Here is a 23,288-nt window from a genome sequence, read left to right on the forward strand (position 1 = left end):
ATTTTAATTCAATCTGTTATAATGTCTCATGCATTTAGAACGTAATTTAACACCAATAAACTAGCTGCATAAGAAACGCGAATTTGTTTATTTTTAGCTCTAAAATCAATAGATAATACTGATTTAGAAAGCCTGAGAGAAAGTAAACCAAAATAAATAAATTACACCGCTCGATTTAGACCACCTTAACTTTATTTTTGCGATAGCTCCATAGATATATTGTGCTAATGTCAGCTATATCTGGAGATAGTGAGCATAATGTTGATGAGTTTATAATCAAAAATCTTGACTGCCTTGTGGCATAAGTGAATGTTCAGATACGAGTCGCCACTGGCAGCAATGAGCTTGCAGGAGACACTGACCTCACTTCTAAATATTGTACTTTTATCGACTGGCAACAAAGCCACCATAACCGCAGTCACGAAGTTGCTTTGGAATTACTTCAAAGTGCGCATTACAGACGTTAGAGGTTGCTTTACTTACGGCAGCGCCTAGATAAATCGGTCGCTAACCTCAGTGATCACCTTATGACTTCTGCTCGCTAAATATAGTCGTAAGGTAGCTTCCCTCTGAGATTATTTCGTGTTGGTGGCCCAAAAGAGCAATAACTACCAGAAGACTTCTAGAGAGTTCTGATATTACTTGATTTAAGATTCTGTTTGTTTAAGGAAATAGTGGGGATATATAAATAACTAATGCATGTCAATTAAATCAAGGTTTGATTACTTTTTACTGAATTATTTGTTTGAGTTTTTAACTTGGCAGATTCAACATTGAATCTACCTGTTTTTTACTTACTTGATTTTAATACCTTATAAATTTAATCTTTTAATACAGATATAAAGGTCTTATCTTCAAATAAATTTTTAATTAATTTTTGTACTAAATTAACATAACTCGCTTGGGCATTTGGTATAGCTATTGCGCCCATAAATGAAGATTCAAAAGTATGATTGGTTGATATGATTTTATCAAATATTACTTTATTATCTCGAGTGACAACAAACTTGGCCGATGCTTCTCCAACTCCTTCTGAAAAGCTAGATATATTAATACCATTCGTCAGCATCTCCCCAGTAAGGACTGTAGAAGAAACAGCAGACAATAACTTTGCTAATTTCAATTCATATTCTAAAGCTTTTTGAAGGTATGAACCATAAGATTTATTGACAGGTGAATACATACTAGAACCACGCAAAGATATACTATCTAGCTGTTTTGTTGATGTAATCTTGCCAACTTTAACTTGCTTAACTTTAGCCCCTTTTATTATTTGTACATTTTCTATAGATGCTTCATAAGGCGGAGCTTGCATGGAACAAGCTGTAATTAACAAACTCAAAGCAACTGTCGATATTTTTATTATTTTAATCATTATTTATATAATCCATTAATTTATTAAAGATTCTTGTTCAATATCTTTAGCTAACTGAAGAAAAACCTTTTCTACAGCTCTTCTTGCAGATAAGGAGAAATCCGTTTTGAATTCATCATATTCAGCTTCTCCTGTTTTTTTAATTTTATTTTCCCAAACTATATCTCCACTAGAATTAAGTACTTTCACAGTTAAGTCGATAACAAACTTTGTCGGTGGCCAAGTAAATAGACTACTAGAACTTGATTGAGTAATTATTTTGGGAATGAATATTAGTTTTATTTCATTTTCTTTAATGAATGAATTGTCATCTAAATTTTTCACCAAATAGACATCTTTAAATTTATTTGATAAAACAGTAAATAAAATAGATTCTATATCCTTATATGGGCTGTAACTAACATCATCTCCACCGCCTCCATCTGTTGTTACAATTTTTTTTCGGTCTTCATCTGAAATATGATAACCAACTACAGCGTTAATTATTTTCTCTGAACTAACAAAGGAATCAGTGTTAGGGTTGAGTTGTATTTGATGTGCGCACCCAGAAAGTAAGGCTAGAGTCACGATAATGGCGAATAACTTAAACATATTCATTTTTATTCCTTTAACTTATTCTTATTTAATAAACAAAGAGTAAACATTGGAGCACTCCCCCAATATTTACTCTTATATAAAGTTACTAAAACCTAAAGGCCAAAACCGAAGCACTCGATACGGCTGACATATCAGCACCATCATCAGCTAAATCCTCATAATCTCCTGTTGAGGGTATTCCCATAGACAAATCTAACAATATGGCTTCCCAATTATAACCAAAACCTCCACGTAATTAGACTGTAAGCGTATAGGTAACGGCACCTATACGCTTACTATAAATGCGATAAGGAGCCATTTCAAAGCCACTTTAAGAACGACCCTTAGCAAAAAACTAAAAATCAAAGTTATAATCAGGTCCACAAATATGAAACTAAAGCTGGCATTGAATTTCGATGTTACTCAATCGCAATTAGCGAGAACCACTTATCCTTTTTATACTTCCATGTCTAACAAATTATGTCATGGGATATTAAGTTAGAGTTGATGCTATTTAGATTATAGTTATCCTATAGCAAACTAATAACTATAATTTAACCCATTCAGATATGGGCGGTCCGGCAGATTGTGGCCCGTGGAGAATTGGACGTCTAGTCCACCCTCCAGCATTCGACTCATCACACTCAATCCACATGGCCCTAGCTGGGCCAATGCCAGCGAGAGTAGACAATACAACAGAGGCTTCTGAAACTTGTTCCAGACTGACTTTGCGGCACGGACTCCAGTCATCTGATTTTCGGAATAGTCTTACAACTTTACCTACTATGTAACCTTTAGGTGTTTTATTCAGCTCAACTTCAACTAGATCACCTGATGTACTCCAAGTGGCATCCAAATCGCCCTTGAGCTTCCCTTGCAGTTCAACGGGCACATGAGCAACATAGTGACCGTGATGAGCACATATAGAAACACCACTATTCCAGCCATAACAATAGGTAAATATTGTTATTTCACTACCATCAACGATGTCATTGTCAGTATATCCAGCTGAAATTAATTTATCCCTCCAACCCAATAACAAACCCTTATTGGATAGGCTTTCATCACGAGTTGTAATCATAACGACCTCAGCAAGAATTCGTGTTCCGTTGACAAATTCAGGAGATGCCGACTGAGTTTCCCATCCACTTTGTGAAGCGCACCCAGCAGTAATAAGTAGCAACAGAAAATAACTGGCCCGACAGTAAATATGTACTTTTTTCATACTTATCCTTGTTATTTTTTTGAAGTTTATATTGACTAAGGACCCCATTCTTACTGAAAGCTAACAATGTCTACATTGGCAGAATTGCCGTCCTTTCTGTAAGAAATGTTTGCAGTGACAGATCCAATATCAATAAGTAGATCTAATATATAGACAAATAAATTAACAAATGCAAAATGTCGCTTATTTGGATGAGATGAATATAAGCCCTTACTCAAAAAACTTGGAGAATTTGTAATCTGCGGGGCAGAGCCGCTGATTTTGCAACAGGTATAAAAAGGCGTAACTGACGTGAGCAAAGACTATAAAATGACTGTGGCTCAGCAAAGATATTCTGTAACTTCACCCACTGTAATTAATTGACTGTCTGCAATACGAAATTATCTGATAATTAAATTTACACACGCAATGGCCGCAATTCGCTTACCGCATAAAGTCAACGGCAAGAATGAGCTTGCAGGAGACGCTGATTTCATTTCTTAACCAGTGCCCTATCGACTGGCAATAAAGCCACCATTGCGGTCGTTCATCATCAAATTATTAATGCTAACTTTGTGCGCTTAGTTGACGTTAGCTATAAGTCGCTCTTAAGGTCAGCTGTTAGCTAAAAAGCTGACATTTTCAGTTGTGATGCAAAGGTTAACTTCTACAAAACAGTCTTACTTTTCCTCTTAGTTATGCTAAATCAACTTATGTGTATTTAATTATTACTTCATTTGTTGTTCCCATGTATCACTTCATGTAAATTGTTAATGTTTTTTACAATTTTAAATAGGTTTTTTATGTGGGGTCAATGGGTTGGATACATCGGTGATTTAGGTTTTGTTACGTTAAACATCGATAAAGATAAAAACTTAGTGGGTCGCTTGCTGGTGTCAAATACTAAAGATGCTCAATTGTCTTTTTATGCTAATGCAAAACTGATCCTAAATGAAACACAAAACGCTCCTTTAAGTTCATTAGAAAACTCTTTTAAACTAATTATTGATAATGTCCAAATATATAACTCCAATATTGAAAGAAATAAAGAGGATGATTTTGAATTTTGTAAAACTGAATATGAATTAAATAAAGAAGCGGCAAAATTAATTGCAAAATTAGGAGGACCATTCGTTTTAGAGGGAATGATTTCACTTAGGGGGGCATTAGTTGTTTTAAGTAAAAATTCAGAGGCATTCGATAAAGAGTGTCACCTAGGTAAGCTTGAAAATACAAGTGAAAACGAAATTGAAGCAACTAAAACAATGTCTTGGAGTGATTTTAAAGCTTGGGCTTTAGATGAGAAATATGAAAACGACGGTCTGATTTTTCGTGGTCAAGAAAGTTCGTTATATAAGCTAGAAACAACTTTTCACAGGGCAGGTAGAAGAGATCTACTTAGGTTTGGTGTGGAAGAAGTTCCATTATTGAATCGAAATTTATCTTCTGAATTGGATAGGCATTTTAATTTAAATTTAGACTACAGTGAATTGTTGTACATTGCACAACATCATGGCTTCCCAACCCCCTTATTAGACTGGACGAACTCACCTTTTGTTGCAGCTTATTTTGCATTCCATAAAATACCAAAGTCTACTGATAAAGGAAGAGTACGGATTTACATTTTTGATAAACTAAAGTGGGGGAACCAGTACGGCAATGGATTTCATACCATTGATGAACCAGGCCCGTGTTTCGCACCTTTTGAGGTAAATTCAATTAATAATTCAAGAGCACTTCCTCAACAATCACTGGTCACATTTTCAAATATTTCGAACATAGAAAGTTATATAAGGTATAGAGAAGCTGAGGATAAAATAAATTATTTAACAACTGTTGATATAAATATCGAGGATAGAAATAAAGTAATGAAAGACTTAGAGATTATGGGTATCACTGCTGCCACCCTTTTTCCTGGGTTAGATGGTGTTTGTCAAGCTTTGAAAGAGCGGCTATTTAGTTAAGACTGGTGTGCTTGAGAGTTGCCCTAACTAATCTCTTTAATGGGCGCAGATAAATCATTACAACTAATTAGTCAAACGTCTGCTTTCGTATTCTTAGTGAACATAAAATAGGGTGATTTTAATCGATTATTTAGGTCAGCAAAGTGGCATAACTGAATGATCAGATACGAGTCGCCACTGGCAGCAATGAGCTTGAAGCTGCCGTTAGCCATAACGACCTGCTAATCTCGGGAGTGTGCACAAAGCTGTCTCTATTTTCTAGCCGCTTGTGAATTTTTTTAAAATCACTCAGAAATTTTCACACAAAACATACGATTAATTTTACTAACCTAGCTACAACCCTAAAACGATTTAACTAAACTCCTCTCTTTATTTGAAGTTATACACATAAGCTCAAGCATAAGGCACTTGGTTTTTTTGGCTTTAACCTAATGAATGAAAGGGATTAAATTAAACGGATAATTGAAATGACTAGTTTTAAGTCACTATTTTTAAATCAATCGCGTTTACATTACTATGATGTAAATCACTAATGATTTAAAATAAGACATCTTTAATAAAGGGAATAGTAATGCGACGCTGTTCTCTAATTGACGCCTGATCAAGCTGTTCTAATGCGGCAATTAAGCTGGTCATATCGCGGGATAAACGATTAATTAAAAATCTCGCCACGTCATCATTCATCGTTAAACCCCGTTGTTGTGCACGGTATTGCAAAGCAAATGACTTCTCTTTATCTGATAAGGGTTTTAATTGTTCCGTTAAGCCCCAGCTTAGCCGAGACACCAAATCAGGCAAACTAATATTTAACTGTGCAGCGCTTTGATCACCGGTAATAATCAGGCATTTGTTTTGCTCAACCATACGGTTATATAAATCAAACACGCCTTGTTGCCAGATATTATTACCCGCGATCAATTGAATATCGTCTAGACAGACTAGATCAATGTTTTCTAAACCGTCAAGTACATCAACCGAAAGTTGAGTAAGCTCAGAAAACGACAAACACAACGAGGTTATGCCTAACGTGTCAGCATAGGCACAGCTGGCGTGTAACAAGTGACTTTTACCAACATCAGTTAAACCAAACAAAAATAAACTGTGTACTTGTTTGTTTTCATCACCTGTATGATCGAGAAAGTGCGTTAATTGCTGCACAACCATTTGGTTGCTCTCACTTTTAAAGCTCGCGAAAGTTTCATCGTCAGGTAATTGCACCGACAGAGTGAGTTGCGAAACTTTCTTCACTTTTTACCCCAATAAAATACCGGCACTTGCTCTATGCCCTCAGGCGCAGCGAGGGGGTCGACATAACGATTGAGCTGTTCACTCAATTTTAATGAAGCAAGCAAAGCTTGATGTGAGCCAATTAACGACAATTTAAAGCGCCGATTAGTACCTTTCGCATTAACCAATTGTACTGATTGCACAGCAGACAATTCTGCAAGAAAATCTGACACCGCAATCAAGTCTACTAATGAGGCGATATTGGCAACATCTATCTCAAACTCGTTACTGTGAGTTGTTGATAAGGCATATTGCTGATAAATAATATCGGTAATATCAGACAAAGCAGCGGTTAATAACTCATCAACGTTATTACCTAAGTATTGTTCGCTAAACATTTGTACGTGCTCATTTTGCGCGTCGGTCATTAAACTCCAGTCTACGGCTAAACTATTAGCTTGGCACTGAGGACAATCTAAAAGATCATCTTGGGCGGCAACTAAGCTTGAGTTTGAGACTCTAATCACCACCACAGCTTCTGCCATATAACGCGCAGAAGCTTGTGCTACTGGTTTTGAAAAACGCCCCCAGACATCAGTTAATGTCAAAGCATTAAGGTCAGTTAAGTCCATTATTGGCATGACTAATGGTAAACCACGCAACTGGGAAAAATCATCAATAACGCGGGGTAACAACGAATTCGATGTAGCAGAAATTATCTTGCGTTTAAAGCCATCTTCCTCAACCAACCAGACCATCACTTGTGGTCTTAATTGTCCCCAAATCGGCAAGTCGCTGGCTTTAAACAATTGATTGATCTTGGCTTCGTTAAAGGAAACATTGAGCAATACTTTATTATTAGCGCGAATATATTGATATTGCGTAACATACATGCTGTAGTTATTTATTGCCTGGCTAATAAGTGGATGATCGATGTCATTACCGCCGACCTTGACTAAAATTGCCCGCAAGGCATTTTTAAGTGCTTGATTACGATCGCCATTAGATTGTGACGCTACAGCCACTTTTGCGCTGTACAAGTTTTCGACCTCGATAGCGCTAATTTTAAGCGGTAATACAAGGCATAAGAATATCAGATAATTTCTGAACATATTTAGCATTAACATGTGTTTCATAATGAAGATCTTATCATAATGTTGCTGATTTTTATCACTTATAAAAAATAAATTATTTTAAAGATTTTCAGCACGTCTTTGCGCTGATAGAATGTGCGCCTTTATCATACAAGCAAACTAACAACATAATTGAGGTTTCCCCGTGAGCGAAGAAAAACAGTCTTTAAATTATAAAGATGCTGGCGTTGATATAGATGCAGGTAATGCCCTAGTTGAAAATATTAAAGGTGCCGTAAAACGCACTACTCGTCCAGAAGTTATGGGGGGGCTAGGTGGTTTTGGCTCTGTCTGTCAACTTCCTACTGGCTATAAAGAGCCCGTACTTGTTGCCGGAACGGATGGCGTTGGTACAAAATTGCGTTTAGCAATAGATTTAAAAAAACATGACACAGTCGGTATCGACTTAGTGGCTATGTGTGTAAACGATTTAATCGTGCAAGGTGCTGAGCCACTATTCTTCCTTGACTATTACGCTACAGCAAAACTTGATGTTGACGTTGCTTCAGCCGTTGTTGAAGGTATTGCAGAAGGTTGTGTACAAGCGGGTTGTGCATTAGTCGGTGGTGAAACCGCTGAAATGCCAGGCATGTACCACAAAGGCGACTACGATATCGCTGGTTTTTGTGTTGGTGTTGCTGAAAAATCACGTTTAATTGATGGCACTAAAGTAGCCGCAGGTGATCAACTTGTTGCGCTTGGCTCTTCTGGTGCTCACTCAAATGGTTTCTCTTTGGTACGTAAAGTATTAGAAGTAAATAACACCAACACCGATGACTTACTTGATGGAAAACCATTAGCTGAGCATCTTTTAGCGCCAACAAAAATTTATGTTAAATCAGTTTTAGAACTGCTTAAGCATGTTGATGTACATGCCTTGTCACATATTACTGGTGGCGGATTTTGGGAAAACATTCCTCGTGTTTTACCAGAGAGCGCTCAAGCCATTGTAGACGGCAATAGCTGGCAATGGCCGGCCATCTTTAATTGGTTGCAAGAAAATGGCAATATCAGTGAACATGAAATGTATCGCACATTTAACTGCGGCGTTGGTATGATCATCGTAGTACCTGATGAGCAATTAGCACAAAGCATCGACATTCTTAACGCACAAGGTGAAAACGCTTGGCATATTGGTGAAATTGCGGATCTGCAAGCAGGCCAAGAACAAGTTATTATCAACAAAGGTTAATCATTGATGCGAAGCCGAATTGTAGTACTTATTTCCGGCGGCGGCACAAACTTACAAGCGATTATTGATGCCTGTAAGCAAGACAACTATGGTGGCGAAATCGTCGCTGTAGTGTCTAACAAAGCTGGCGCCTATGGTTTAACGCGAGCACAAGATGCTAACATAGCAACCTCTGTGCTTTCACACAAAGACTTTGATAGCCGAGAAAGTTACGATAGTGCCTTAGTCGGCGAAATTAACAATTATCAACCTGATTTGATTGTGCTAGCCGGTTTTATGCGTATTTTAACCGCTAAATTTGTGCAAAAATTTCAAGGTCGCCTGATCAATATCCACCCTTCTCTATTACCTAAGTATCAAGGTTTACATACCCATCAACGCGCCATTGACGCCGGTGATGTTGAACACGGTGTGAGTGTACATTTTGTTACTGAAGAACTTGATGGTGGGCCGGTAATTTTACAAGCAAAAGTCCCTGTTTTTCCAGAAGACAACGCCGATGAACTTGCTCAGCGTGTACATCAACAAGAACATCGTATTTATCCTATGGTGGTTAATTGGTGTTGTACTCAACGCGTAACTATGGCAGCAGAACAGGCATTATTTGATGGTGTAATCTTACCTATTTCGGGGTATGCTAGCGAAGAATAGTATTTAATTTAGAGAGTTTACCATGTTGAAATCATTACCTTATATTCCTTTACTTTTGTCTAGTCTTACCTTTAACGTTATGGCAGCAGACAAAGAAAATAGTGTAGTGATCCCTGCATTTAATGCTCAATATACTATTTTGCGAAGCAACAAAGCTGTTGGTGAAGCTACACGTAAGTTAAGCTATTTAAATAATGGCTTAGCGAAATACAGTTATCAGACAGAAATTGAATGGTTGATTTTCTCAGATAGCCGTGCAGAAAGCTCTATTGTTCAGCTTGAAGGCTATAAAGTAACGCCAAAAAGTTATGAATACAAACGTGAAGGCACTGGCTCTGACAAATATTATAAATGGCGTTATGACATAGCAAATAATAGTGCTATTGATGAGAAAAAACAGCAAACAAAAAACATAGACTTCCCTGACAACATTCAAGACTCGCTCAGTTACCATCTGCAGCTTCGTCTCAATATGATCACTAATCCCAAACAGGAGCATTTTGTTTACCCTGTGATTAGAACATCAGGTTCAATCAAAAATTACGTTTATCAATACGACGGTGAAGAAGAGCTAATGTTACCTTATGGCTTGATAAAAACCATTAGACTTAAACGTGAAGTTGTTGAGAAAAAGCGTATCACCTACGCTTGGTTTGCACCCGAGTTAGATTACCTGTTAGTCAAACTTTATCAAATTAAAGCTGATGTTGAGCAATTTGAAGTACAATTAAAGTCAGTGAACAACAGCGATGCAGCGACCGCTTCAAGTAAATAATTCAACCTCAATAAACTTTTAATAACTTTTCAATCAGTTATCCTAAAGTGATTAAGTAAAAAGTGACTCAGTTAACAGTCACTTTGCTTAATCACTTTTAAACTTTCATTAGTCTGGCTTACTTTCAAAAATCAGCTGGCCTTTACAAAATAATAAACCTTCGCCTACTTGCATTTTTTGCCATGTTTCATCGTCAGTTAATGGTTGAGTCGCGATAAGAGTAACAATATCATTTTCGGTGGTTTCTTGATCAAAATTCACCACCATTTCTGCATCAATCAAACTCGCTTTACCAAACGGCGCACGTCGAGTTAGCCAATGTAAATTATTGGTACAATACACCAATAAAAAATCACCATCGGTTAACAATAAATTGAATACTCCTAACTCATTGATTTTCTTACATAGCCCAATAATATAATGAAATAATACTTCAGCATTAGGCTGATCACCGTCAAACTCTTGTAACAGTTGATCTAATATCCAACAAAAAGCCTGCTCGCTATCAGTTTCTCCAATAGGTAAATGATACTTTGTCGCTAACCTAGATTTAAAATCAGCTAATTGACCATTGTGCGCGTAAGTCCAATTTTTACCCCACATAGGGCGAACAAATGGGTGGGTATTAACCAAAGATACATTACCAGAGTTTGCCTGTCGTATATGACAGATCACTGTTTCACTTTTGATCGGGTAATCAGTCACCAACTGAGCAATAGGTGAATGTGCACTCGGTAGCGGATCTTTAAAGCTGCGACAACCCTTGCCTTCATAAAAAGTAATACCCCAGCCATCTTTATGTGGGCCAGTATTACCGCCGCGCTGCATTAAACCACTAAAACTAAAACAAATATCCGTAGGTACATTGGCACTCATGGCCATTAATTCACACATAAAATAAAACCAATAAAAACAAAAATTGATGAAACTAACACCAGAAAAGTACCCTGCTAACCGTTGAGGTATCAGTAAGAAAAATAAAAATAATCTATTATCTAAACTCAAATTAATTGAGCTTACTTGACCATTTTACTTTGTTATAGTCAGTAAGTAATACCATTTTAATTCGTTACAGCAAATAATCCTAGTAAAGGGCGTGAGTAACGATAAATAATTTGAAATTATCTAGCAGACGAATTAAGCTTAAACTATTACGCTGGTCTGACCTTAAGCTCTGGTCTGACTATAAACTTTGGTCTGACTTTACCAACGTTGGCCAAAATATCAACATTAAGGAAAATATGTGGACTACTTAACTTGGATACTCATTGCTGTAGCATTATGCGGGTTTATGGCTTATTCACGCGCCTCACTCTCAACATTTACCATAGCATTTACCTTATTGATGATCGTAGGAACTTTTTTCCACGTGATCGCTTTCTTCGGTTGGCTAATTTTTGTCATTATCGCCCTGCCATTAAATATTGCTGATGTGCGAAAACAGTATATTTCGAGTCCTTTACTGGCTATTTTTCGCGGCATTATGCCCGAAATGTCAAAAACTGAGCAAGAAGCTATTGACGCCGGTACTACCTGGTTTGAAGCGGAACTATTTCGCGGCACACCCGACTGGAAAAAGCTTCATAACTACCCTAAACCAAGATTAAGCGCAGAAGAACAAGCGTTTTTAGATGGTCCAGTAGAAGAAGTTTGTCGTATGACTGATGATTGGCAAACAACCCATGAGCTGGCCGATTTAACCCCCGAAGTATGGCAATACCTTAAAGATAATAAATTTTTCGCGATGATCATTAAAAAGCAATACGGTGGTCTAGAATTTTGCGCCTATGCTCAATCTTGTGTCTTACAAAAGCTTACCAGTGTCAGTACCGTTTTATCATCTACCGTTGGCGTACCTAATTCACTTGGTCCGGGTGAATTATTACAACATTATGGCACCCAAGAGCAACAAGATTATTATTTACCGCGACTAGTTAAAGGCGATGAAATTCCTTGTTTTGCCTTAACGAGCCCAGAAGCCGGTTCTGATGCGGGTGCGATTCCTGATTTCGGCATTGTTTGTCGTGGTGAGTTCGAGGGTGAAAAAGTGCTTGGCATGCGTTTAACATGGGATAAGCGTTACATCACCCTAGCACCTATTGCAACGGTATTAGGTTTAGCATTTAAATTACAAGACCCTGACCACCTGTTAGGTGAAGAAGAAGACTTAGGCATTACCTGTGCACTAATACCAACAGATATCGAAGGTGTTATTACCGGTCGTCGTCATTTTCCACTCAACGTGCCGTTTCAAAATGGTCCAACCCAAGGCAATGACGTTTTTGTGCCATTAAGTTTCATCATTGGTGGTCCTGAAATGGCAGGACAAGGCTGGCGTATGCTGGTTGAATGTTTATCTGTGGGCCGCGCCATTACCTTGCCTTCAAATAGTACCGGCGGTATCAAGTCGCTAGCATTAGCAACGGGCGCTTACAGTCGTATTCGTCGCCAATTTAAAATAGCTATCGGTAAAATGGAAGGTGTCGAAGAACCCTTAGCACGTATAGGGGGTAATGCCTACTTAATGGATGCAGTCACGACTATGTCGACAGGCGCCATTGATATGGGCGAAAAGCCCAGTGTGGTGTCGGCGATTGTTAAATATCACCTGACCGAAAAAATGCGCACCTGTGTCGCTGATGCTATGGATATTCATGGTGGCAAGGGTATTTGTATGGGCCCTAGTAATTATCTTGCCCGTGCCTACCAAGGGGCCCCTGTTGCTATTACTGTTGAGGGTGCAAATATACTAACTCGCAGTATGATTATTTATGGTCAAGGTGCTATTCGCTGCCATCCTTATGTGTTGGCTGAATTATCGGCGGCAAATAATGAAGATAACACACAAGCACTGAATGATTTTGATCATGCCTTATTTGGTCATATTGGCTTTGCGATTAGTAATATTTGCCGCAGTGTTTGGTTTTCCTTTACCGGCAGTTATGCCCTTAGCGCACCTTTTCACGATGAAACTAGACGTTATTACCAACTAATGACCCGTTTTAGCTCAAACTTAGCCATGCTATCTGACATTGCTATGTTAACGCTAGGCGGAGATTTAAAACGTAAAGAGCGTATTTCAGCACGACTGGGGGATATTTTAAGCTATTTATATTTAGCGTCTGCCACCCTTAAACGTTACAACGATGAAGGTCGCCAAAGCGCTGACTTACCCTTAGTACAATGGGCCTTAGAAGACAGTCTGTACAATATTCAACAAGCGATTGACGCACTCATTAATAACTTCCCAAATCGGATAGTGGCGAAAGTATTGCGACTGATCATTTTACCGCTCGGCTGTTGGTTGAAAAAACCGTCAGATATAACCGATCATAAAGTGGCGGCCTTGCTACAGTACCCTAATGAAACGCGTACACGCTTAGGAAAAGGTCAATACCTTACGCGTGAACCCGGCAATATTTTAGGGCAATTAGAACAAACGCTTGAAGATATTATTGCTTGTGAACCTATTTTTGAGAAAATTTGTCGTGAACTTGGTCAGCGCCTGCCATTTTATCAACTTGATCTTGTTGCTGCAAAAGGCTTGGCGGCAAATATTATCACTGAAAAAGAAGCCGCATTACTCACCGCGACAGAAATTGCGCGTAAAGCGACCATTGATGTCGATGACTTTGACTCTGATGACTTAAAAGCGGGTTAGCTTTTAAGTAAAAATCATGGTGATAAAGCCCCTTACTGCCAATACCATTAAGGGGCTTTTTTTTGATCAACAATTGATTAGGTTAATTTCAGCCTACATCCGTGTTAAATTGCGATTTCAACCAATAGTGACAAGAGAAATATTGGCCATTATTATTGCCATAAAGCTCGAATAACAATAGCATTAACGCTTTGTACTGTTTGAAAAAATCAGTTAATACCAATTTCATTAATTAGGTGGTCTACTTTATACGCAGAAAAAATGGCCAAATATAAGGCATTTATTTTAATAACTAGTTGTTCTAATTATTAAATAAATAACGCAGTAGTGGGTTATTTTAACCCGTAAAAATGATCAGATAATTAGTGAAATTGGTATAACTTAACTGATGAAGTTGAAACGCTAAATAGTGAAGCTTGTCTGAATTAACTACGTAAAAAACATCAACACATTAAGTGCCAGTATGGTGTGCCAGAAATTTTTTGCGACTATTTATACTAGCCTCCTGCCGATGATTTAATCTAGTATTGATAATCTAGTATGGGTAATATTAGCCATTGAAAATAGCCATACTGGCACAAGCCTTTATTAACAGTTGTCCCTTGAGCTTGTGCCATAAACTGACTTTTAATATTAAATTTTAACCCTGACACAGCAATATAAATTTTGCATTTAGCATTCGATAATTAAACAAAGTATAAAAGGTTAACAAAATGAAATATGTTCGATTAGGCAGTAGCTCATTAGAGGTGTCACCTATTTGTTTAGGCAGTATGACCTGGGGATTACAAAATAATCAAAGCGATGCTAATGCCCAACTCGATTATGCTCAATCACAAGGTATCAACTTTGTTGATACGGCTGAAATGTACGCCGTACCACCTAGTGCAGAAACTTATGGCAAAACTGAAGAAATAATTGGCCATTGGCTGGGTGCTAATCCATCACGTCGCAAAAACATTGTTTTAGCATCAAAAATTGCCGGTCCCGGATTCTCCTACATTCGTGATGGCAGTAATATATCAGGTGCCAGTGTTATTGCTGCCGTTGAAAGCTCATTAAAACGCTTACAAACCGATTATATCGATCTTTACCAGTTACACTGGCCTAACCGTCAGTCTCCACACTTTGGTCGGCACTGGCCAAATGACATTAACTATCCACAGGTTAATGTTGAACAACAAAATGAAGAAATGTTAGACATATTACAAGGCTTAGATAGTTGCGTTAAAGCGGGTAAAATTCGTTATTGCGGACTATCAGATGATACACCTTGGGGCATTAACCAGTACTTACGTTTAAGTGCTGAGCATAACTTGCCGCGTATGGTATCAATACAAAATGAATTTAGTTTGTTACATACAAAAGATTGGCCGTATTTAATTGAAAATTGTCTCCATGAAGATATCGCCTATTTACCTTGGTCGCCACTGGCAACAGGGTTACTGACCGGTAAATACCTCAATGGTCAACGCCCAGCAGGTAGTCGCTTTACCTTTATGCAACGCAATGGTCTTTTTAGAGATACAGCAAATACGGCAGCCGCGGTGCAGGCCTACGTCGACATTGCCAAAAAACATCATATTTCGCCAGCCCATTTGGCTTTAGCTTGGTGTAAGCAAGTACATGGGGTAACTTCAACCATTATTGGCGCAACCAATATGCAACAATTGACAGAAAACATTGAGGCTTTTAAGCAACCACTAACCACTGATGTGCTTGAAGATATTAAGCAGGTATTACAACGGTTTCCATCACCGTTTTAGCCAAACATATATTTAGCTATGCCTGACTTTAGCATTGTTAAAGCCAGGCATAGTAAAGAAGAATAAGTTTTAGCTGCTGGGTTAATTTTCGCAGCAGCTTTGTGTGTTTTTCAATCACGGACTTTAGCTATACCAAATAGAAAAAACCATACAAACCTCTAAAGTGCCTAGGCAGATACACTACAAAATAAAAGATTTACAACAAAACTGACCTTTGCTGACAGAATCAAAAAAGGCCATATTCCTCATGAAATATGGCCTTTTTATTTTATTATCTAGGTTAAATTTCACATAAAAACCTAGACAAAAATTTCAGCAAAAATATAACTAAAACTCATTGCTTATAAGAAAGATAATAACTCTTCATCTAACTGCATTAAGGTTTTAGGATCAGCCATCATAGTTACCGCTAATGACTTAGTACGTGGTAATAAGCGTTCAAAGTAAAATTCAGCAGTTTTAATTTTTGCACGATAAAAATCTCTGTTTTCAACATCAGTCGCTAATTTTTCATACGCAGCTTGCGCCATTTGAGCCCAAAAATAAGCCATAACGATGTAACCTGAGTACATTAAAAAGTCTACTGAAGCAGAACCAATAACATCACGATCTTTTTTAGCTTTAAGGCCTAAGCGAATAGTATATTGTTGCCATTTCGCTACCGATGTACTTAACGGCCAGATAAACTTGTTCATTTGACGTTTATGTGGATTGCTCGATATCATGCTGTGATCTTTACAGAAGGTCAGTATTTCTTTAGCAAAGGCATTTAACGATTTTCCACGTGTCATCAGTACTTTACGGCCTAATAAATCTAGCGCTTGAATACCAGTTGTGCCTTCATAAAGTGTTGCAATACGTGTGTCACGCACAATTTGTTCCATGCCCCATTCTTTAATGAAACCATGACCACCAAAGATTTGCAGACCATGATTGGCACTTTCTGAACCTAATTCAGTTAAAAAAGCTTTTAAAATGGGTGTGATAAAACCTAAACGATTATCGGCTTTTTTACGATCTTCTTCAGTTTTAGCATTATCTATATCATCAACAATTTTTGCGGTGTAATAAATCATCGCACGGCCGCCTTCACTAATCGCTTTTTGGGTCATTAGCATTTTGCGTACGTCAGGATGACAAATAATAGGATCAGCGACTTTATCAGCATGTTTTGTACCGGTTAATGAACGCATAGACAAACGCTCTTTCGCGTAAATCAATGAGTTCTGGTAAGCCAATTCAGCGGCACAAACACCTTGTAATGCCGTACCAACACGTGCGGTATTCATAAAGGTGAACATACATTCTAAGCCTTTATTTTCAGGGCCAATTAACACCCCTTTGGCATTATCAAAATTAAGTACTGCTGTTGATGAGCCTTTAATACCCATTTTATGTTCTATAGAGCCACAAGAAACATGATTGAACTCACCAATAACGCCTTGTTCATCCGTTTGCATTTTAGGCACAATAAAGAGTGAAATACCCTTAGTACCTGCAGGCGCACCCGGTACTCTTGCTAATACAATATGAATAATATTATCGGTTAAGTCATGTTCACCGGCTGAGATAAAAATCTTAGTGCCGGTAAGCTTATAGGTACCATCACCATTTGGCTCAGCTTTGGTTTTAACTTGGCCTAAATCTGTACCACATTGCGGTTCAGTTAAACACATAGTGCCGGTCCACGACCCTTCAATAAGCCGTGATAGGTATAATGCTTTTTGCTCATCAGTACCATGAGTATCAATAGTATTCATCGCACCATGACTCAAGCCCGGATACATGGCCCAAGACCAGTTAGCTGTGCCCATCAATTCAGACATTACCATGCCTAATGATGAAGGTAAGCCCTGGCCACCGTGCTCAACAGCATGTGACAAACTAGGCCAACCACCTTCAACAAATTTCTGGTAAGCTTCTTTAAAACCTTTAGGCGTTGTTACAACACCATTATCAAAGGTACAACCTTCTTCATCACCGCTTTGGTTAATAGGTAGCAGTTCATTTTCACTAAATTTTGCACACTCTTCTAAGATAGCATCGACCAAATCAGGCGTTGCTTCTTCAAATTCAGGATACTTTTTGTAATGATCATAATACTTAAATACATCTTCAAACAAAAATTTGATGTCTGCTATCGGTGCTTTATAACTTAGCATGCTTAACTCCTAACACTTTTAATAATAATTTTTTGCATTACTGCACAAGTGATATCGAGTATACACAGATCCGACCACTGGTCATACCACTATTTTGTCTTTTACTAGGATAAACAGCATAATTACAACATAAAACATTTAAAACATATAGTTATAGATAAAAATCACATTGTGCAACATATGGTTTGATACAATAAATAAGTAATAATTAAAGTTATAGTGAGTAAAAAGTATATTGCGAACAAAAAATCAAATGAATTTTCTAATCTTCAATAAGCCAATCAAGGTAACATTGCATAAACAGTTGCCAAAATTGCTGACCACCCGAAATTTCAATCAATTGTTGCTGTAACCGCTGCAATATGGCTTCATCAACAACACTACTGGGGTCTGGAAAAAATTGTGCTTGGGTTTGTTGACCATGATCAAACAGCAACTGCATACAAGCGATATAACTCACTAAACTCGTTGCTACTAACTCTACTTCCCAACCTGCTTCAGCTAAAAATCCAGTATAAACGGGTAATTCGGCTTGATTGGTGTCAACAAAATACGGATCACCTAATTCGGTATCTCGGGCAAAAACCTGCCATGAGGTTTGCCAACAGCCTTTTTTTTCGCCGGATAAGTCATCACTGGTTGCCGCTTGACCTAATTCACTCATGCCAAAGCCAAGCTGTGCCTCATTTAATTCGTTTTGACTTGCTACCTGCTTGAAGCCTTGTGGGCCAAAAAAAACTTCTTGGTTAGCTGAGGTATTTAAAATACTTATCAGTTTTTTATCTGTCATATTTACCTAATACATTTATAAAATTTTGAGAACGTGAAAAATCATACCAATTTCATTAATTAGCTGGTCTACTTTATACGCAGTAAAAATGATCAGATAATTAATGAGATTGGTATTATACGCTACTCAAAGCAAGCGTATGTCAAATTAATTAATCCTTAAGACATTAACACCAAAGGTCTATTGCTCAAATATTGTAATTAACGCCGTTTGCCCTATATCTATTGGTTTTAGCACTGCTGTTGACAATAAGTCATATAATCTAGATACGACTAACCGTAAGCCTCAACACAATTGAATCAGTAAAAAAGTTTCAAGCGATAAGCTTAACTGAAGAGTAGAACTTATGCCGCTAACTTGACGGACTAAAGCTAAACTTACAAGCTAGAGGGGGGGAACTGCACCGGTATAATGAAAGGTATAATAACAAGCATGGTAACTTTTATTACCAGAGATTTTTATGGTGTTAAATTAATAAGATGTGAATTAATAAGAAATATTGTACGCCATCCCCTTACATTTTGTATAAATATGGCAGCTAGCCATATTGCTATTGACTAAGCACGAATCAAACACTAAAGCATTACCACCCAACTTTTGAGTTTTAATCTCTAACGATGAAATTAATGTATTTTGGTCAAGCTTGTGATCCCTAAAGTCTAGTTGGCAATAGTCTGACTCAACGTAGCCGACCTGCGCTGCGCCTAATTTCCATACTTCATTGTAGGTATATCTTTTAACCGCATTATTACGCATATGATTTTCTATTTGATTGACGAGGTAAGTATCAACATTAGAATTTAGTCGCACTGAAGAGCAACCCGCAATCGCTAAAACAGTAATAATAAAAGTCAGTTTCATGTTATTTCCCTGTTTCATGTCATTTCCCTATTAAACTTAATAACCTTATTAATGGCGCTATTAATAACTAAAATTGATGACCTAATTGATAAAAAAGTCCTAAATGCCATCAAAATAAAAGCGACAGAAACACAATATAACGTGCGTTGAACTTACCCGTTAAAGAGCTAAAAAGTTAACTGGCCGTTATTAGTAGTCTGCTCTGAAATTTTGACATTATATGGTAGTTTTAAGATTTTTATTGACAACTATGTCGTTTTTTAGCGTTAAAACAATTAAGTACACTAAGTTCAGAGGCGGAGTAATACACAAGGCTACACCTATTAATGTCGCTATCTTAGGGTTCGACGTTTTACGTTTACCTAAGTAATAACTTAAAGCACCTACGATAAACATTGAGTAAAATATTAATTCACCCACAAATGTTATATTGATATTCAAGACAATTATCCTTTTACTAAGGCCTATTCAAGAGGCTTTATAACTGAGTAAAGCCTAGATAAGTAAAAATAACTCACAGCATATTGTCAAAGTAGACCATAGTTTTAACTCATTCGCTTTAAAAATGTAAGTCTGAGCTTATTATAAAAGCACAATAATTTAAAACATTAGCTAAAGTGTAGGTACAACAAATAGATAAGGTGCTAGTTTTAAAGCCTTTTACAGTAATATATTAAAGTAAGAAAGCTGACTTTGTATTTTCATAAGCTAGCGATAAAGCTAAATTACTTGTTGATTTTTAGTTTTATCACAGCATTTGTTAAGCAACATTCAGACTTTTGAAGGCCATCATATGTTAAAAACGCGCAGCAAAAATACAACTATGCCCTCTTTCAAGGGCAAGTAAGCTTTGTTTATGCCTTTTCTAACGCTTGACTAACATCAGCAATAATATCGTCGATGTGCTCAATACCAACAGAAATTCGGATCAAATCAGCACTAACACCCGCTGAGGCTAATTCTTGTTCATTCAACTGTCTGTGCGTAGTTGACGCTGGATGACAGGCCAATGATTTTGCATCACCAATATTGACCAGCCGTAAAATCATTTCAAGTGCGTCAATAAAACGTGCACAGGCTTCAATGCCCCCTTCAACCCCAAAACTCAAAATACCTGAGGCTTTACCATTAGTAATTTTTTTACAGCTATTAAAGTAAGGACTATCAGGCAATGCCGCATAGTTGACCCATTTAACTTTTTTATGTTGTTGCAGGTAGGTGGCAAGTTTTTCCGCATTTTCGCAATGACGGTCCATACGCAAACCAAGAGTTTCAAGCCCTTGTAAAATTTGAAAAGCATTCATTGGTGATAACGCCGCGCCAGTATTTCTTAACGGCACTACGCGACAACGGCCAATATAAGCAGCAGCACCCATAGCTTCAGTGTAAACAACGTTATGATACGAAGGATCAGGTTCATTCATGACCGGGAAACGCGCTTTGTTTGCCACCCAATCAAATTTTCCTGAATCTACAATCACACCACCAATCGAAGTACCATGACCGGCAATATATTTAGTCAGCGAATGTACAACAATATCAGCACCTAACTCAAAAGGTCGGCATAAATAGGGCGTAGCAACTGTGTTATCAACAATCAATGGCACACCATGTTTGTGTGCTATTTCTGCCAAACGAGTAATATCAACTATATTGCCTGCCGGATTACCAATAGATTCGCAAAATACTGCTTTAGTTTTTTCGTCGATAGCTTTGTCAAAGGCTGCAAAATCGTCATGTGAAATCATCCTAGCCTCAACACCTTGTCTGGGCAACGAATGAGCAAAAAAGTTGTACGTACCGCCATACAACTCACTTGTACTAACGATATTATCGCCCACTTCACAAAGGCATTGAACCGCGTAAGTAATAGCCGCCATGCCAGAAGCAACACATAAAGCGCCAATGCCTCCTTCCATTGCAGCAATACGTTTTTCCAACACATCTGTGGTTGGATTCATAATGCGGGTATAAATATTGCCAGGCACTTTTAAGTCAAATAAATCGGCCCCATGCTGCGTATTATCAAAAGTATAAGAAGTTGTTTGGTAAATAGGCACGGCGGCAGACTTGGTTGTTGCTTCTGATTTATAGCCTTCATGTAAGGCAATAGATTCTAGTTTCATGCTAATTCTTTCCTCTGAAATAATATTTTATGCTAATTAAATTAACGACTTGGTATGGCCTGAATCAAGTTGGACAATAACTATTTAACAGTATATTTATATTGATTACCTTAAATAATTTAAAGTAATCCTTACTGTATAGCTACAAAATAAGTTAACAATATTGTAATTTTTTTATCTTATGAAGTTATCTACTGACGCAGACTAGCAGGAGTACACACAGTAAAGTTTCTTATGACTGTGTGTACTTAAAAGCAGTAAAGCTATAGGCCAGTTATAAATGCTATTATCTAGCGCTAATACTCAGAATTAACCGGCTGTAATAATGAAAAGTAATTCGTTAGAACTGGTGCTTACTTTTCATTTTGAATTTTTGATTTTTGATTTTTTAATAGCAACAACAAGTTGTTCTTGGTTCAAATTCACTTATCTAATTAAAGCTAAAATCTCTTTAAACTCATCAGCACGACAATCTTTAACAAGTTCATATAAGCACATTTCTAAGCCTGAAATAGCTATACCTCGATTATCAAGTTTATTTATTGCTAAGTGTTTATTGGCTAGTGTACGTGAAGCCACACAATCACTAACGAGTTGCACCTTGTAGCCCAACTGTTGTAAGTGTAGCGCTGTTTGATAAACACAAATATGGGCTTCAATACCACAAACAAGCCAGTTATCAATATTAGCGGCTTTAACTTGCTCGATAAACAAAGGCGTTTCACAGGCATCAAAAGTAAACTTAAGCGTTGGCGTTTGCTCGGCTAATAAAGCGCTAAGTTCAGCAACTGTAGCACCAAGTTTTGCCGGATTTTGTTCAAGCCAAATAATGGGTAAACCAAGTGCCTGTGCACCTTTAATCAGCTTGCCACAATTAGCAACTAGCTCCTCACTATCATAAACCATGCGGGCAAGTTTACCCTGAACATCAATAACAATAAGTCCTGTACTCTCTTTTTTTAACATACAACTCCACCTTAAACTGAAACCTTATCGCACTAAGAATTTGAAACCAATAAAATGATTCACAATCATTAAGTATAATACTCATGTTAGTAATATCGAATTAAAAGCAACATTTTTCAAGATAAAATAGGTGTAGAATTAACCGCTAACCCATTCATAAAATTATAAATAACAGCATTTAAAAGTAACAAAAGGAGCCTGAAAATCCACCTTTTTAGATAAAATATCCAACGCAAGGCCTTATTAAGATTAATGCTATTGTTTTCAGCTCACTGGAGGAATAAGGAAGAAAGGCCAAAAGCGATGTTTTGTCCTTTTAAAAAAGTATCTTTGGCGTGAAAGGTTAACTGTTCTGATATTAATAAATACTACAGCTTCTCATTTCTTTCATCTATACATTCATCTGAGCCCATCTCAAATTCACGACAAACCCATGGTCTGTTTTCATAGATTGAACACATTAATGTATCTCGATTAAGGGCTGAACATTTACCATCATCTAAGCGCCGCATTGATTCATGCCCATACGCATCAACATATATATGGTGATGTGGCACACCAGTATCTGAAATAATTCTAACTTCTAAACTACAACAACATGCCTGACAGTTTGAACATAAGATTTCAGACACCGGCAAATTCTTTACTTTAATATTCATAAACAACAATAATAAGCTCAACAGCCCACAGGATACGCTATAGTGATAGGGTTCTCGAGCTAATAATACCAAGGCTCAAATAATAGCTAATAAAATAGTTCGTTAAAATGTCGTGTTGAGTGAGAACAGCCCATTATATTTTTATGTTTGAGTGGTTAAGCTACTTTAAAATACACAATACTCACTACTAAAACCAGTAC

Annotated in this window: 18 protein-coding genes; 6 read left to right on the top strand and 12 right to left on the bottom strand. The window is 37.4% G+C overall.

Going from position 1 to position 23,288, the window contains the following annotated elements:
* Positions 1 to 820: 820 nt before the first annotated feature.
* The 3 genes from H4J54_RS19060 to H4J54_RS19070 all read right to left on the bottom strand — a co-directional run bounded on the left by H4J54_RS19060 (position 821) and on the right by H4J54_RS19070 (position 3,032).
* Complete coding sequence (locus H4J54_RS19060; RefSeq protein ID WP_220464139.1) at positions 821 to 1,375, bottom strand: hypothetical protein; 555 nt, start codon at positions 1,373 to 1,375, stop codon at positions 821 to 823.
* A gap of 15 nt (positions 1,376 to 1,390) precedes the next feature.
* Positions 1,391 to 1,972, bottom strand: a complete 582-nt coding sequence (locus H4J54_RS19065) for a hypothetical protein (RefSeq protein ID WP_220464138.1) — start codon at positions 1,970 to 1,972, stop codon at positions 1,391 to 1,393.
* Between the two features lie 526 nt (positions 1,973 to 2,498).
* Entirely contained in the window at positions 2,499 to 3,032 is a 534-nt protein-coding gene (locus H4J54_RS19070; protein ID WP_182192530.1) for a hypothetical protein, read from the bottom strand.
* A gap of 926 nt (positions 3,033 to 3,958) precedes the next feature.
* Here H4J54_RS19070 and H4J54_RS19075 point away from each other — a divergent pair.
* Entirely contained in the window at positions 3,959 to 5,119 is a 1,161-nt protein-coding gene (locus H4J54_RS19075) for an FRG domain-containing protein (protein ID WP_182192531.1), read from the top strand.
* A gap of 537 nt (positions 5,120 to 5,656) precedes the next feature.
* Here H4J54_RS19075 and hda read toward each other — a convergent pair.
* Complete coding sequence (gene hda / locus H4J54_RS19080; RefSeq protein ID WP_182192532.1) at positions 5,657 to 6,367, bottom strand: DnaA regulatory inactivator Hda; 711 nt, start codon at positions 6,365 to 6,367, stop codon at positions 5,657 to 5,659.
* Complete coding sequence (locus H4J54_RS19085) at positions 6,364 to 7,482, bottom strand: DUF2066 domain-containing protein (protein WP_182192533.1); 1,119 nt, start codon at positions 7,480 to 7,482, stop codon at positions 6,364 to 6,366. The genes hda and H4J54_RS19085 overlap by 4 nt, the downstream gene beginning before the upstream one ends.
* Positions 7,483 to 7,624: 142 nt before the next feature.
* Between H4J54_RS19085 and purM the strand changes: the two genes are divergently transcribed.
* The 3 genes from purM to H4J54_RS19100 are packed head-to-tail and all read left to right on the top strand — an operon-like array spanning position 7,625 to position 10,097.
* Entirely contained in the window at positions 7,625 to 8,671 is a 1,047-nt protein-coding gene (purM, locus tag H4J54_RS19090) for a phosphoribosylformylglycinamidine cyclo-ligase (protein ID WP_182192534.1), read from the top strand.
* 3 nt (positions 8,672 to 8,674) lie between these two features.
* A complete protein-coding gene (gene purN / locus H4J54_RS19095; protein ID WP_220464137.1) occupies positions 8,675 to 9,322 on the top strand; it encodes a phosphoribosylglycinamide formyltransferase in 648 nt (215 codons plus the stop codon).
* A 22-nt stretch (positions 9,323 to 9,344) separates the two neighbouring features.
* Positions 9,345 to 10,097 (top strand): DUF3108 domain-containing protein, encoded by a 753-nt coding sequence (locus H4J54_RS19100; RefSeq protein WP_182192536.1) that lies wholly within the window; start codon positions 9,345 to 9,347, stop codon positions 10,095 to 10,097.
* A gap of 108 nt (positions 10,098 to 10,205) precedes the next feature.
* Here H4J54_RS19100 and H4J54_RS19105 read toward each other — a convergent pair whose 3' ends face one another.
* Positions 10,206 to 10,991 (bottom strand): class II glutamine amidotransferase, encoded by a 786-nt coding sequence (locus H4J54_RS19105; RefSeq protein WP_182192537.1) that lies wholly within the window; start codon positions 10,989 to 10,991, stop codon positions 10,206 to 10,208.
* Positions 10,992 to 11,340: 349 nt separating this feature from the next.
* On the opposite strand from H4J54_RS19105, the gene fadE reads away from it, so the two are divergent.
* Together fadE and H4J54_RS19115 are read left to right on the top strand one after the other, a co-directional pair.
* Entirely contained in the window at positions 11,341 to 13,758 is a 2,418-nt protein-coding gene (gene fadE / locus H4J54_RS19110) for an acyl-CoA dehydrogenase FadE (RefSeq protein WP_182192538.1), read from the top strand.
* A gap of 713 nt (positions 13,759 to 14,471) precedes the next feature.
* Positions 14,472 to 15,524 carry an aldo/keto reductase gene (locus tag H4J54_RS19115; protein WP_182192539.1) on the top strand — a complete coding sequence of 351 codons (1,053 nt, stop codon included), beginning with the start codon at positions 14,472 to 14,474 and terminating at the stop codon, positions 15,522 to 15,524.
* A gap of 341 nt (positions 15,525 to 15,865) precedes the next feature.
* Here H4J54_RS19115 and H4J54_RS19120 read toward each other — a convergent pair whose 3' ends face one another.
* The 6 genes from H4J54_RS19120 to H4J54_RS19145 form a co-directional block, all read right to left on the bottom strand.
* The gene (locus H4J54_RS19120; RefSeq protein ID WP_182192540.1) at positions 15,866 to 17,686 is read right to left on the bottom strand and encodes an acyl-CoA dehydrogenase C-terminal domain-containing protein; all 1,821 of its coding nucleotides are present in this window, start codon (positions 17,684 to 17,686) and stop codon (positions 15,866 to 15,868) included.
* Between the two features lie 262 nt (positions 17,687 to 17,948).
* A complete protein-coding gene (locus tag H4J54_RS19125) occupies positions 17,949 to 18,476 on the bottom strand; it encodes a hypothetical protein (protein WP_182192541.1) in 528 nt (175 codons plus the stop codon).
* A 486-nt stretch (positions 18,477 to 18,962) separates the two neighbouring features.
* Positions 18,963 to 19,337 carry a hypothetical protein gene (locus tag H4J54_RS19130; protein ID WP_182192542.1) on the bottom strand — a complete coding sequence of 125 codons (375 nt, stop codon included), beginning with the start codon at positions 19,335 to 19,337 and terminating at the stop codon, positions 18,963 to 18,965.
* Between the two features lie 854 nt (positions 19,338 to 20,191).
* A complete protein-coding gene (locus tag H4J54_RS19135; RefSeq protein WP_182192543.1) occupies positions 20,192 to 21,463 on the bottom strand; it encodes an O-acetylhomoserine aminocarboxypropyltransferase/cysteine synthase family protein in 1,272 nt (423 codons plus the stop codon).
* A gap of 426 nt (positions 21,464 to 21,889) precedes the next feature.
* Entirely contained in the window at positions 21,890 to 22,429 is a 540-nt protein-coding gene (locus H4J54_RS19140) for an isochorismatase family protein (protein ID WP_182192544.1), read from the bottom strand.
* Positions 22,430 to 22,797: 368 nt separating this feature from the next.
* Positions 22,798 to 23,088: a YkgJ family cysteine cluster protein gene (locus H4J54_RS19145; RefSeq protein WP_182192545.1), complete on the bottom strand. Its 291-nt coding sequence runs from the start codon at positions 23,086 to 23,088 to the stop codon at positions 22,798 to 22,800.
* Positions 23,089 to 23,288: the final 200 nt, after the last annotated feature.

The sequence above is a fragment of the Colwellia sp. MB3u-8 genome (assembly GCF_014076985.1).
In the GTDB taxonomy this organism is placed as follows: domain Bacteria; phylum Pseudomonadota; class Gammaproteobacteria; order Enterobacterales; family Alteromonadaceae; genus Cognaticolwellia.